We start from the raw sequence: 12,823 nt of genomic DNA on the forward strand, positions 1-12,823 counted from the left end.
CTTATGACCACCATTCAACTGCGCAATCTTCGCAAATCCTTCGGCGCCTTCGATGTCATCAAGGGCATCGACATGGACATCCGCTCCGGCGAGTTCATGGTTTTCGTCGGCCCTTCCGGTTGCGGCAAGTCCACGCTGCTACGCCTCATCTGCGGGCTCGAGGAAATCACTGGCGGCACGCTCTCCTTTGACGGAGAAGCCGTCAACCGCCTGCCACCCGCCAAGCGTGGCGTCGCCATGGTCTTCCAGTCCTATGCGCTTTATCCGCATATGACCGTATTCGAAAACATGGCCTTCGGCATGAAACTCTCAGGCGCCGACAAGGAGCAGCGCCGCAAGCGTGTAGAGGCGGCAGCGGAAATGCTGCAGCTCACGCCCTATCTGGAACGTCTGCCGAAGCAGCTTTCCGGCGGCCAGCGCCAGCGTGTCGCCATCGGCCGTGCCATCGTGCGTGATCCGAAGGTGTTCCTGTTCGACGAACCGCTCTCCAACCTCGATGCGGCGCTGCGCGTCGCAACCCGTCTCGAAATCGCCAAGCTGCACCGGGAGATGCATGACACGACGATGATCTACGTCACCCATGATCAGGTGGAAGCCATGACGCTCGCCGACCGCATCTGCGTTCTGCGCGATGGCCGCGTCGAACAGATCGGCACGCCGCTCGAGCTTTACGAAAGCCCAGTCAACACCTTCGTTGCCGGCTTCATCGGCTCGCCGAAGATGAACTTCCTTGCCGGCAAATATGCGGAAGTCGAAGGTGCCGCGACCATCGGCATCCGCCCCGAACACCTTGCGATCGGTGCCGGTGAGACCGGCTGGAACGGCGAAATCATCCATTCGGAAATGCTGGGATCGGACAGCTACATCTATGTCGAGATTGGTGCTGGCGAACCCATCGTCGTTCGTGAGGAAGGCGTGACCGACCGCAAGCCGGGAGAAAAAATCGTTCTCGTGCCGGATGCGGCGCAGATCCACCGCTTCGACGCGCAGGGCCAGGCCCTTGCCCGCAATCCCGTGCGCGGCGCCGCCTGAACAGTTAACTTTCGCCGGATCACCCAAGCTTCCGGCCTTCACCAAGGAGCAAGAAAATGACCATCAACACCGTTGTATGGGGCGAAAATATCCACGAACACATCAACGAGACGGTGCGTTCGATCTACCCTGATGGTATGCACAACACCATTGCCGATGCGCTGAATACCAACCCTGAGATCAGCGCCACCACCGCCACGCTTCAGGAACCGGAACACGGCCTTTCGCAGGAGCGTCTGGACAAGACCGACGTTCTGGTCTGGTGGGGCCACAAGGACCACGGTGCGGTTCAGGATGAAATCGTCGAGCGCGTTGCCAAGCGTGTCTGGGAAGGCATGGGCCTCATCGTCCTGCATTCCGGCCACTTCTCCAAGCCTTTCAAGCGACTGATGGGCACGCCCTGCGCGCTTAAATGGCGTGAGGCGGGCGAACGCGAACGCCTGTGGACGATCAATCCGCGTCACCCGATTGCAGCCGGCCTGCCCGAGCATTTCGAGCTGGAAAACGAAGAGATGTATGGCGAGCAGTTCTCCGTGCCGGAGCCGCTGGAAACCGTGTTCATCTCCTGGTTCCAGGGCGGCGAAGTCTTCCGTTCTGGCCTCACCTGGCGCCGTGGCGCAGGCAACATCTTCTATTTCCGCCCCGGTCACGAGACTTATCCGACCTATCACGACGCCAATGTACAGAAGGTCATCAGCAATTCGGTGAAATGGGCCTATAATCCGGTCGGCGCACTGAAAAGCATTCATGACGCCCCCAACGTTCCCGTCGACAAGGCGCTGGAGCCTATCGAAGAACGAGGCCCCAAGCTGCACAAGGCAGGCGAAGCAGGTTACAGGTAAACAGCCATGAGACTTCTCATTCTCGGAACCGGCGGCATGGCCAACAACCATGCCACATATTTCTCGCAAATCCCCGGCGTCGAACTGGTGGCTGCGGTGGATGTGGATGATGTGGTTGTGCGGGGCTTTGCGCTTCGCCACAACATTCCACTCTCCTTTACCTCGCTGGATGACGCGATTGCCTGGGGCGAGTTCGACGCGGCGGCAAACGTCACGCCGGATGCCATCCACCACCCGACCAGCCTCAAGCTTCTGGCGGCGGGCAAACATGTTTTCTGCGAAAAACCGCTGGCGGAAAACTACGCCAAGGCCGCCGAAATGGCCGATGCCGCAGAAAAAGCGGGCCTTGTTGCCATGGTCAACCTCACTTATCGCAATGTCGCCCCCTTGCAGGCGGCACGCGAAATGGTGCTGGCCGGCAAGATCGGCAAGGTGCGCCATCTGGAAGCCTCCTATCTCCAGAGCTGGCTCGTTTCCAAGGCCTGGGGCGACTGGATGACGGAGAGCAAGTGGCTGTGGCGGCTTTCCACCAAGCACGGCTCAAACGGTGTTCTGGGTGATGTCGGCATCCACATTCTCGACTTCGCCTCCTATGGCGCGGGCAGCGATGTGGAGCGCATCTTCACGCGCCTGAAGACCTTCGACAAATATGAAGGCAACAAGATCGGCGCCTACGATCTCGACGCCAATGACAGCTTCACCATGACCGCCGAGTTAGAAAACGGCGCCATGGGCGTCATTCACGCCAGCCGCTGGGCAACGGGCCATCTCAACGAACTGCGCCTGCGCATCCACGGCGACAAGGGTGCGCTGGAGGTGATCCACACGCCTGACTATTCCAGCCTGCGAGCCTGCATCGGCGACGATGTGGAAAAGGCGATCTGGAAGACAATCGATGTCGACCCGGTGCCGACGAATTACGAAAAATTCGCCAAGGCCGTCATGGAAGGTGGCATTGCTGATCCGGACTTCCGCCACGCCGCGAATTTGCAGAAGGTGCTTGATCTCTCGATCATCGCCGACCGCGAACGGCGGGAGCTGGCCGTCTCGGCTTGAATTGCAAGGGCGCGGCGGCGTAAGCCGCCGCTTCCAATACTGCAGCGTGTACTATTATCTCCCGTCACCCCGAATCTAGCCCGGCATGACGGAGGTACTACCTCAAACGCCTCGCCTATTCCCCCACAAGAGCACATGCAACTGCGGTAGCACCCGGGCGGAAAACCAACGGTCTTCGCTGACCTTGTCCACCAACCACAACATGCGATCCATGATTCCATCGATATCCACACGCGCGTCGTCGTCATCCGGCGGCGGCGGGGTGTGGTTGCCGGGCTGGAGGTAAATCGGCAAATGCGGGAAACGGGCTGATGCAGCCTTGGCATAAGCATAGTCCGCATCGTCAAACACCACGATCTTCAGCGCCACCTGCGGTCCATCGCCGGCGGCGGCAAGACAGTCTTCAAAGGCCCGCCAGTCGGTTTCCATGCCGCTCGATGGTGGCTTCGGGCTCAGCACCAGATGATCGAGATCGCCAAACCAGTCTTTTGCGATGCTGCCCTGCGTTTCCAGCGCGAACCTATAGCCCTCGCCCTGCCCCTTCGCGATTAGTTGCCCAAGGGGCTGGATGGCGGGATTGCCGCCCGAAAGCGACACCGTCAGCGGCACACCGCCGGAAAGCCGTCGCACCTCCTGCCAGATCACCTCGACGGACATCGGTTTCCATGTGTCGCGATACTCGCTGTCGACGGCATGCAGCGTATCGCACCAGGAGCAGCGGTAATCGCAGCCGCCAGTGCGAACGAAAACGGTAGGCAGACCAATCAGCAAACCCTCGCCCTGAATGGTCGGGCCGAAGATTTCGCTGATGCGGATCGCTGTTTCCTTCGCTGCAACTTTCTGTGCAGCCGCCGTCATGGCCGGTATTCCGCCCAGGTCTTGGCGGTTTCGCTCACTCGCACGGCGCTGGTTTCCGGCAGGCTCGTCTTGCACCAATCGTAAAAGTGCTTCGCCAGACATTCCGCGGTGACCCGGTCATGGCCGAGAACGTCGTTCAGGTGGCGATGATCGAAATGATCGTCGATGTAGCGCTTAAGCGGCGCGAGTTCGTGGTAATCACGCACGAAACCGTGCTCGTTCAGCTCTTCGCCTGATAGTTCGACCTCAACGATGTAATTATGCCCGTGCAGGCGGGCGCACTGATGGTCGGCGGGCAGGCTTTTCAGCTGGTGAGAGGCGGAGAAATGGAACTCCTTGGTGATGCGAAACATCAACGCACCTCCTGTGCCGCATAAGCATGGGTGGCCGCCACCCAGAAATCCGGGTCCTCATAGTCCGTCGGGTCGGTAACACCTGCCAGATGGAAGGCCTCGCGCCGCTCCACGCAGGTGCCGCAACGGCCACAATGGCGAGAGCCGCCCTTGTAACAGGACCAGGTTTCGCCAAATGGGGTCCCGTATTTGACCGCGTCAGTCACAATCGCCGCTTTGGAGACGGTGACATAGGGCGCAAACAAGGTGACGTCTGCGTAGCCTTCCAGCGCATGCGCCTGCATGGCATTAAAGCTGTCGATGAAGCCCGGCCGGCAATCGGGATAGATGAAATGGTCGCCGCCATGCACGGCGATCGCCACCGCATCCGCCTGCTGGGCGGCGGCAAGGCCGAAGGCTATGGTCAGCATGATGGCGTTGCGGTTCGGGACAACCGTGGAGCGCATTGTCTCTTCCGCATAATGTCCGTCCGGCACTTCGATATCGTCCGTCAGCGCGGAACCGGTGAGGTGCGCGCCGATGGTTGTGATGTCGATGACATGATGCGGCACGCCGAGACGTTTTGCGCAGTCGGCTGCGAAATCCAGCTCCTTCTTGTGGCGCTGGCCGTAATCGAAGGAGACAAGAGCGAGAAGTTCATGTTCCGCCGCGATTTTGTGCGCAAGCGAAACGGAGTCCAATCCGCCGGAGCAGATGACGATGGTTTTCATACGTTGGGATCCCTTGTTTTGACCGGGTGGGCTGCGACCGGATTACGGGGGCGGCTTTAAACCAAAGCGAAGCGATTGTGAAGGGCTTTGCGGAAATAGCGGAAATTCCGCGCAATCCACGAAATTGCCCCGCCGCAGCAACAAGACGAAACAATCGCGACATAAGCGGGAAACCGGCTTGATCTAGAACGGACTGAACGTTGCAGTTCTTGAAGGGTGTTGCCGATGGCGGCCGGTTCTATGTTCCTCTTTTCGCTAAGCGATCTCAGCTCCATCGGCTCCGGCATTTTGATGGCGTTGGCAGGCACGCTTTATGTCACCCTTACCGTTCGTGGGCTGATGGCCACCGTGCGTCATGGATAAGGCACTCGGCAACAGACGCCCAGGGCTCAGGCGCAATCTTGCAGTCTTACTTTTCATAGCCTCCGCGACGCTCGTCGCCACGATAGGGATCGCCCCGTTCGTCTTCCTGATCTGGATGGTCACGACCGTCGCACGCTGGCTTGGTTTTTTCATCGGCTTTTGAGACACGAAGCTCGCCCATGATGCGGCGGAGCGGAAGGAGCCCGGCAAAACGGCAGTGCGCCGGGCTCTTTTTTTCGATAAACCGGGCTTAGCGCAGCAGCGCCTGCGCCTCCTCGATGCCGAGTGCTGCCGGCTGCGTGCAGGTTGTGGTCATCTCGATGAAGCGGCCTTCTTCCCCGGATTTGAGGATGGAGGTCATCACGTCGATACCGTGCAGGGAGCGATCCAGCGAGCAGCGGGCATCGCGGCCTTCAAGGATAGCAATCGCCATATCGGCCAGGCCTGCCGTGCGATAATTGGCGCGCGGGCCATTCGGGCTTTCCTGGTTGGCAATGCCGAAGGGATGCGCCCAGTCTTCCAGCGGCTGGATATTTTTGTCGCGTCCGCTCGCCTCCACCACACCGCCGAAGAAGTTGGGGTCCGGCACGTATATCGATCCTTCCGTACCGTAAAGTTCCATATTGGCGTGGCGATGCGACCACACATCCCAGCTGGCCGAAAGTGTGATCGTTGCTCCGTTCACGAATTCCAGAAGCGCATGGATGTTGGTTGGCGTTTCTACCGGGATGATCTCGCCGTTCAGCGGCTGGCTGGTCACCGTTCGGGTGGGGTTGGCCATTGATGTCAGTGCGCCAACGCGCTTGACCGGGCCGATGAGGTTGATGAGGTTCGCCACATAATAGGGGCCAAGATCGAGGATCGGCCCGCCCCCCTTCAGGAAGAAGAAGCCCGGATTGGGGTGCCACATCTCCATGCCGGGGCTCATCACATGGCAGGTGCCGGAGGTGATGCGCCCGACCTTGCCCTCGTCGATATATTGCCGGGCAAGCTGATGCGCGCCGCCAAGGAAAGTATCAGGCGCGCAGCCAACGAAAAGGTTCTTCTCGCGGGCGATGCGCCGCAACTCCTCGCCTTCCTCCAGCGAAAGCACCAGCGGCTTTTCCGAATAGACGTGTTTACCCGCCTCGAGTGCCGCTTTCGACACGAGAAAATGCGCGGCGGGAATAGTGAGGTTCACCACCACGTCGATGTCCTTGTTGGCGAGGAGTTCCTCGATCGACTGCGCCGTGACGCCAAATTCTTCTGCCCTCAGTTCCGCCGCATTGCGGTTAAGGTCGGCGCAGGCCAGCACCTTGATGCCCTTGAAGAGCGGTGCCAGCGAAAAGTAAGCAGACGAGATGTTGCCGCACCCGATGATGCCGACGCCCAGTTCCCTTTGCATGATGAAACTCCGGATTGATGCTCAATAGGTTTTGAAAGATGCGATGGAGCGAGTGATCAGCCGATCGATATCCTTGGGATTGTCGTGTTCGACCACGAAATGTTTCGTGGCGGATTTTGCCCTCAGTGCTGCCACGAGGGCCTTCCAGTCCACCGTGCCGTGGCCGACATCCGCCCAGCCGTCCTCATCCGTATTTTCGCCTGATGGTGCGATGTCCTTCACGTGCACGGCGGTGATGCGCTCGCCGTAGCTTTCGATCCAGGCGAGCGGATCGGCATTGCCTCTGATAATCCAGGCGATATCCGCCTCCCATTTCAGGTCCGGTCCGCCGGCAAAAATCTGCTCCTGCGGGGTGGAGCCGTCCGGGAGCACCTTGAACTCGAAATCGTGGTTGTGCCAGCCGAAGGTCAGCCCGGCATCCACGAATGGTTTACCCGCTTCCTGCAGGCGCTTGCCGAAGGTGAACCAACCAGCCGCGTCCGCCGGGCGCTGGTCGGGCATCAGGTAAGGGCAATAAATCGCTTCCGCGCCCAGAACCTTGGCGATGTTCAGAGCCTTTTTCGGATCACCCTCGAGAAGGTCAAGGCCGAAATGGCCGGTCGGCATGGCAAGACCATTGGCATCGAGTTCGGAGCGCAGGCTGTTCAACCCAGCGTCATCAAGCGAGGCGTACATGGCGCCGTAACCTTCGACCTGTTTGTAACCAGCCGCCGAAAGCTTCTTCAAAATATTGGAAAACGGTTGGAAATTGCGGGCGCTGTAAAGCTGGAAACCGAGTTCTGTCATTATCTCCTCCATAGAGATGTGGGTGCTTGGGATGGTGTTGGGGGTAAAACGGGGCCCTTCCTAAAGCCGCTCTTCGCTCTGTGCGTCGAACAGCGAGGCCATGGTGAGGTCTAGGCCGAGGCGAACCCGGGTGCCCGGCGCAAACCGCCTGTGGCCGCCAACGCGCACTGACAAGGTATGACCGGCATGTTTGAGCCAGATCAGATTGTCGGCGCCCATCGGCTCCTCGATGTCAACGATCGCCTCATGCACCTCGCCGCTGACGATGTCGGCATCGACGCGCACATGTTCGGGACGCACACCGAGAACCACGGCACGACCGGCTACAAGCGGCGCCTCCGGCTGATAACCATCCAGTGAGAAGGTGACGCCGTTGGTGGTGAAGACCACCTTGCCGTCCTTCTCGATCAATTCGCCACGCAGGAAATTCATCGAGGGCGAACCGATGAAGCCCGCGACGAAGAGGTTCCTTGGCTTGTTGTAGATGGTGACGGGATCGGCCAGCTGCTGGATGACGCCGCTTTTCATGATGGCGATACGATCAGCCAGCGTCAGCGCCTCGATCTGATCGTGTGTCACGTAGATCATGGTGTTTTTCAGCGCCTGGTGCAGCCGTTTGATCTCGACGCGCAGTTCCGAGCGCAGCTTGGCATCGAGGTTGGAAAGCGGTTCATCGAACAGGAACACATCCACATCGCGCACCAGCGCCCGGCCGATCGCCACGCGCTGGCGCTGGCCGCCGGAAAGCTCGGCGGGCTTGCGCTTCAGGAGTGGTTCGATCTGCAATATGCCCGCCGCCCTTTTGACGCGCCGGTCGATTTCCTCTTTCGGAACCTTGGCCACCTGAAGGCCGAAGGAGAGGTTCTTCTCCACCGTCATCTGCGGATAAAGCGCATAGGACTGGAACACCATGCCGATGCCACGATCCTTCGGCTCCTCCCAGGTAACGTTGCGGTCCTTGATGAAGATTTGCCCGTCGGTTGGCTCCAGAAGGCCCGCAATGCAATTGAGAAGTGTCGACTTGCCGCAGCCGGAAGAGCCGAGCAGCACGAGGAACTCGCCGTCGTAAATATCGAGATTGAGGTCTTTCAGGACAGTAACGGCACCGAAGGACAGGGAAAGATCGCGAATGGAAACGCTTTTGTTCATATAACTCAACCTTTTACTGCGCCTGCGGCGATGCCACGGACGAAAAGCCTGCCGGAAACGAAATAAACGATCAAAGGCACGGCCCCGGTGAGAAGGGTTGCGGCCATGTTGACGTTGTATTCCTTCACGCCCTGCACGGAGTTGACGATATTATTGAGCTGCACTGTCATCGGGTAATATTCCGGCCGCGTGAACACGACGCCGAACAGGAAGTCGTTCCAGATGCCGGTGACCTGCAGGATCATCGCCACGACGAAGATCGGCAGCGACATGGGCAGCATGATGCGAAAATAGATCTGCCAGAAATTGGCGCCATCAATACGTGCCGCCTTGAACAGTTCCTCCGGCAGCGACGCGAAATAGTTGCGGAAGAGCAGCGTCAGGATCGGCATGCCAAAAATCGTGTGCACGATCACGAGGCCGGTCAGCGTGCCATAAATGCCCAATTCGCGCAGCACGATGACGATCGGGTAGATCATTACCTGATAGGGGATGAAGGCGCCGATGATGAGGATCGAGAAGAACAGTTCCGAACCCTTGAACTTCCAGTTCGCGATGGCGTAACCGCTGACGGAAGCCACGATGATCGAGATGACGACCGACGGTATGAGGATGCGTACCGAGTTCCAGAAGCCGCGTGAAAGCCCGTCGCAGTTCAGCCCGGTGCAGGCATTCGCCCAGGCTTTCACCCAGGGTTCGAAGGTGATTTCCACCGGTGGCGCGAAAATGTTGCCGAGCCGTATTTCCGGCATGCCCTTCAGAGAGGTGACGACCATCACGTAAAGCGGCAGCAGGTAATAGGCGGCAGCGACAAACAGCGTGCCATAGAGAATGATGTTGCGGCGGGAAAACGTTTTTTTCGGCTTCTTGCCGCGGGGACCGGAAAGGTCCGTGGCAACCGCATCGGTTGCGGCGGCGACCGTGTTCAATGTGCTGATATTAGCCACGCTTCTTGCCTCCGAATTCGAGGTACGCCCATGGAATGACGATAATGGCGACGGTTAGAAGCATCATGGTGGAGGCGGCAAAGCCCTGCCCCAGATTCTGCGCCTGGAACATGTAGTCATAGACATATTTCGCCGGCACTTCGGATGCGATGCCCGGTCCGCCACTGGTCTGCGCCACCACCAGATCGTACACCTTGACGATGCCGCTCGCGATAATGACGAGCGTGGTGATGAAGACCGGCCGCATCATGGGAATGATGATGAGGATATAGGTCTTCCACATCGGAATGCCGTCGACGCGCGTCGCCTTCCAGATATCCTCGTCTATGCCGCGAAGACCGGCCAGCATCAGGCACATGACGAGCCCCGTGCCCTGCCAGAGCGCCGCGATCAGGATGCCGTAGATAACGATCTCGGAATTATAAAGCGGGTCGAAGGTGAAGCTTTCCCACCCCATCGAGCGGACCACGGACTGAATGCCGAATTCCGGGTTCAACAGCCATTGCCAGACAAGGCCGGTTACGATGAACGACAGAGCAAAGGGATAAAGGAAGATGGTGCGGAAGGTGTTCTCGAAACGGATCTTCTGATCCATCAGCGCCGCCAGCACGAAGCCGATCACCAGACTGAAGATCAGTGACAGAATGCCGTAGATCGCCAGATTCTGGATGGAAATGATCCAGCGCGGCGCGGCCCACAACCGCTCATACTGGTCGAAACCGATGAAGCTTGCACGTGGCAGAAGCTTGGAATTGGTGAATGAATAAATCACCGTCCAGACCGTTCCGCCGAGAAAAATCACGACGGCGGTCAATATCATGGGAATGGAAGCAATCTTAGAATTGAGATTGCGGAAAAGCTGGTTGGGGCGGCCGGAGCGCGCTAGACCCGCCATGGATGACCCTCCTGTAACGTTGCCGTTGATAGCCAGGCAAGGTCTCAAAGACCTTGCCCCAATCCTCCGGGCTTGCGCGTTTACGCATCCCGCAGGGAGCTTGCGGCGGATGGATGCCACCCGCCGCACAAGAGGTTGCGGTTAGTCAGCGGAACCGATGATGCCGGCGAAGCGCTTCTGTGCATCTTCTGCAGTCATCGCGCTGGCAAAAAACTCTGCCATCAGGTCTTCTTTCTGCTTCTGCGTATCAGCAGAAATCAGCTGGTCTGTGCTGGTCAGCGCATTGCCCTTGGCCAGAATTTCCAGACCCTTCTTCATGCAGTCATTGGCCGCATTGAGGTCGACGTCGCCACGAATCGGCAGCGAGCCTTTCTTAAGGTTGAAAGCCACCTGCGTTTTAGGATCGACGATGGTTGCGGCCAGAACGTCCTGCGCCTTGGATTTTGCTTCATCCTTCAGCAGCGGGAAATAAAAGGCGTCGCCGCCGGTGGTGAGATAGTCGTTAAGGCCGAGACCCGGCAGGCAAGTGTAGTCGGTACCCGCCTTCTGGTTGGCAAGCTGGAACTCGCCCTGCGCCCAGTCACCCATGATCTGGCCGCCGGCCTTGCCTGTTATGACCATGTTGGTGGCCTGGTTCCAGTCCTGAACATTGGTGCCCTTGGCCATGTCGCGCGCCTCGACGGCGGCCGCAAAAATCTTGGCCATGTCGGGACCGGCCGCTGCTTCGGCATCCTTGTCGCCATAGACCTTCTGATAAAGATCCTTGCCGCCGATCGAAAGCGTCAACGTGTCGAACAGGCCATTGGCCTGCCATGCCTGACCGCCGAGCGCGAGCGGCTGGATGCCGGCTTTTTTCAGTGCCGGTGCTGCGGCAGCAAATTCAGTCCAGTTCTTGGGAACTTCGACGCCCGCTTTCTTGAACGCTTCGTTGGAAAGCCACAGCCATTGCCAGGAATGGATGTTGACCGGCGCGCAATAGATCTTGCCGTCGATGGTGCAACTGTCGAGCAGGCTTGCCGGCTTTATGACGTCTTTCCACTTGCCCTTTTCGGCAACATCGGTCAGGTCGCGCATCAGGCCGGCCTGCACCAGCTCTTCCGCCTGTCTGCCATGGTTGAACTGGGTGGCACCCATCGGGTCGCCGCCGGTGATACGGCTGATCATGATCGGCCGGGCGGTGCCGCCCGAACCGGCAATAGCGCCGTCCACCCACTTGTTGCCGGTGGCATCAAAAGCCTTGGCAAGTTCGGCAACGGCAGCGGCTTCACCGCCCGATGTCCACCAATGGGTAACTTCAAGATCGGTAGCCCCAGCGACACCCGCCGGAATCATAACACTGGCCAAAAAGGCCGCAGAAATAAAGCGCATTCGCATGAGTCTCCTCCCTCACTGAAACGTTGCAGTTGGAACGTAAGCGAAGATTTTTGATTAGGCAACCGCCTAAAAAATGAATCTCGCCGCGCTGTTTCGAGCCGATACAAACGTGCCGAACGGCTAGATTTTGTTGAGAAAGAAGATTGGGAAATTGGAAGGATGCCGAATGGCACGACAAAGACTGCGCAGCGGTAATCTGCAGGCAACGTAGTATCTTCATAGTCTTCCGACTTTGGCGTCGGTTCCTGCGCACAGAGTGCCAAGCCCGCATGGACGGGCAAACATAAGGTGAGCGATCGTGAAACGTTGGCACATTCTTTTGATGATCGGTCTGGCGGGCGTGTTATCGCTTTTGCTCGCACCGTTCGAACGGCTGGCGTCGGGACAGGATCTTTCCTTCACGATACGGGTTGTGATGCTCGTCCAGCCGGCAGTCCTGATCATTGCTGCGGTGGCGACGGGTCAAGCGCTCGCCGGCAAACTCGGGCTCGGCACTCCGCTGATAGATGTCTGGCTGAAAGGGACCGGGTTCGGGCCAGTCTTGCGCAGGCAAGCCCCAGCAGCTTTGCTGACAGGTCTTCTCGTCGGCCTGTTGATGATCGCTTATTCGTCTGTGATCCTGCCTGCCTTCACCGATACGGCAACCATGGAAAAAATGGCGGCGTTTGAAGTCCCACTTGTCACCCGGCTTCTCTATGGTGGCATAACGGAGGAGCTGCTGACCCGATGGGGCTTGATGGCATTATTCGCATGGGTGCTCTGGCGAATAGTGGGCAAGGGGCAAGTCCAGCCGGTCATGCTGTGGACTGCCATTGTCATCGCAGCGGCCCTTTTTGCCGTGGGCCACCTGCCCTTTCTGTTTGCCATTACCGTTCATCCGCAACCATTGCTGATTGTCAGTGTCATGCTCGGCAATTTTATCCCCGGACTGATGTTCGGGTGGCTGTTCTGGCGTCGCGGGCTGGAAGCAGCGATGCTTTCCCACGCTTTCGCCCACTGCGTGAATGCAACTGTCTCCTGACCCGTCGAACCGACAGGTAAGTCAGAGATTTATCATCCCGGCCTCGCCGGCCG

General features: G+C 58.7%; 14 protein-coding genes. 5 read left to right on the forward strand and 9 right to left on the reverse strand.

The features are described 5' to 3' along the window. Nucleotides 1-3 precede the first annotated feature (3 nt). From G6L97_RS16165 to G6L97_RS16175, 3 genes are read left to right on the forward strand one after another with little or no spacing between them, the layout of a single operon-like run. A complete protein-coding gene (locus G6L97_RS16165) occupies nt 4-1,032 on the forward strand; it encodes an ABC transporter ATP-binding protein (protein WP_013761592.1) in 1,029 nt (342 codons plus the stop codon). 56 nt (nt 1,033-1,088) lie between these two features. Then, nucleotides 1,089-1,874, forward strand: coding sequence for a ThuA domain-containing protein (locus G6L97_RS16170; protein ID WP_003510932.1), 786 nt, complete (start codon nt 1,089-1,091; stop codon nt 1,872-1,874). A gap of 6 nt (nt 1,875-1,880) precedes the next feature. Further along, on the forward strand, nt 1,881-2,930 hold the full coding sequence (locus G6L97_RS16175) for a Gfo/Idh/MocA family protein (protein ID WP_003510934.1): 1,050 nt from the start codon (nt 1,881-1,883) through the stop codon (nt 2,928-2,930). A 102-nt stretch (nt 2,931-3,032) separates the two neighbouring features. Here G6L97_RS16175 and queE read toward each other — a convergent pair whose 3' ends face one another. Genes queE through queC form a run of 3 tightly spaced genes read right to left on the reverse strand, consistent with a single transcriptional unit; the run spans nt 3,033 to nt 4,851 of the window. Further along, nucleotides 3,033-3,788, reverse strand: a complete 756-nt coding sequence (gene queE, locus G6L97_RS16180) for a 7-carboxy-7-deazaguanine synthase QueE (protein ID WP_112175810.1) — start codon at nt 3,786-3,788, stop codon at nt 3,033-3,035. Continuing rightward, the gene (gene queD / locus G6L97_RS16185) at nt 3,785-4,141 is read right to left on the reverse strand and encodes a 6-carboxytetrahydropterin synthase QueD (protein ID WP_003510937.1); all 357 of its coding nucleotides are present in this window, start codon (nt 4,139-4,141) and stop codon (nt 3,785-3,787) included. The genes queE and queD overlap by 4 nt, the downstream gene beginning before the upstream one ends. Beyond that, nucleotides 4,141-4,851, reverse strand: coding sequence for a 7-cyano-7-deazaguanine synthase QueC (gene queC, locus G6L97_RS16190; protein WP_035199463.1), 711 nt, complete (start codon nt 4,849-4,851; stop codon nt 4,141-4,143). The genes queD and queC overlap by 1 nt, the downstream gene beginning before the upstream one ends. 225 nt (nt 4,852-5,076) lie before the next feature. Here queC and G6L97_RS16195 point away from each other — a divergent pair, with 225 nt between their 5' ends. Continuing rightward, nucleotides 5,077-5,214: a hypothetical protein gene (locus G6L97_RS16195; protein ID WP_174003429.1), complete on the forward strand. Its 138-nt coding sequence runs from the start codon at nt 5,077-5,079 to the stop codon at nt 5,212-5,214. Nucleotides 5,215-5,464: 250 nt separating this feature from the next. On the opposite strand, the gene G6L97_RS16200 is transcribed toward G6L97_RS16195, so the two are convergent. The 6 genes from G6L97_RS16200 to G6L97_RS16225 all read right to left on the reverse strand — a co-directional run bounded on the left by G6L97_RS16200 (nt 5,465) and on the right by G6L97_RS16225 (nt 11,749). After that, entirely contained in the window at nt 5,465-6,598 is a 1,134-nt protein-coding gene (locus G6L97_RS16200) for a Gfo/Idh/MocA family protein (protein ID WP_174003432.1), read from the reverse strand. A gap of 21 nt (nt 6,599-6,619) precedes the next feature. Continuing rightward, entirely contained in the window at nt 6,620-7,384 is a 765-nt protein-coding gene (locus G6L97_RS16205; protein WP_174003435.1) for a sugar phosphate isomerase/epimerase family protein, read from the reverse strand. Nucleotides 7,385-7,444: 60 nt separating this feature from the next. Then, nucleotides 7,445-8,533 (reverse strand): ABC transporter ATP-binding protein, encoded by a 1,089-nt coding sequence (locus G6L97_RS16210; RefSeq protein ID WP_003510949.1) that lies wholly within the window; start codon nt 8,531-8,533, stop codon nt 7,445-7,447. A gap of 5 nt (nt 8,534-8,538) precedes the next feature. Next, a complete protein-coding gene (locus tag G6L97_RS16215) occupies nt 8,539-9,480 on the reverse strand; it encodes a carbohydrate ABC transporter permease (RefSeq protein WP_003510950.1) in 942 nt (313 codons plus the stop codon). Beyond that, nucleotides 9,473-10,375: a carbohydrate ABC transporter permease gene (locus G6L97_RS16220; protein ID WP_003510951.1), complete on the reverse strand. Its 903-nt coding sequence runs from the start codon at nt 10,373-10,375 to the stop codon at nt 9,473-9,475. The genes G6L97_RS16215 and G6L97_RS16220 overlap by 8 nt, the downstream gene beginning before the upstream one ends. 141 nt (nt 10,376-10,516) lie before the next feature. Further along, nucleotides 10,517-11,749 (reverse strand): ABC transporter substrate-binding protein, encoded by a 1,233-nt coding sequence (locus G6L97_RS16225; protein WP_026330684.1) that lies wholly within the window; start codon nt 11,747-11,749, stop codon nt 10,517-10,519. A gap of 322 nt (nt 11,750-12,071) precedes the next feature. Here G6L97_RS16225 and G6L97_RS16230 point away from each other — a divergent pair, with 322 nt between their 5' ends. Next, nucleotides 12,072-12,770, forward strand: a complete 699-nt coding sequence (locus G6L97_RS16230) for a CPBP family intramembrane glutamic endopeptidase (RefSeq protein ID WP_236759643.1) — start codon at nt 12,072-12,074, stop codon at nt 12,768-12,770. The last annotated feature ends 53 nt before the right edge of the window (nt 12,771-12,823 follow it).

Origin of the sequence: Agrobacterium tumefaciens, assembly GCF_013318015.2 — a bacterium.
Classification (GTDB): domain Bacteria; phylum Pseudomonadota; class Alphaproteobacteria; order Rhizobiales; family Rhizobiaceae; genus Agrobacterium; species Agrobacterium tumefaciens.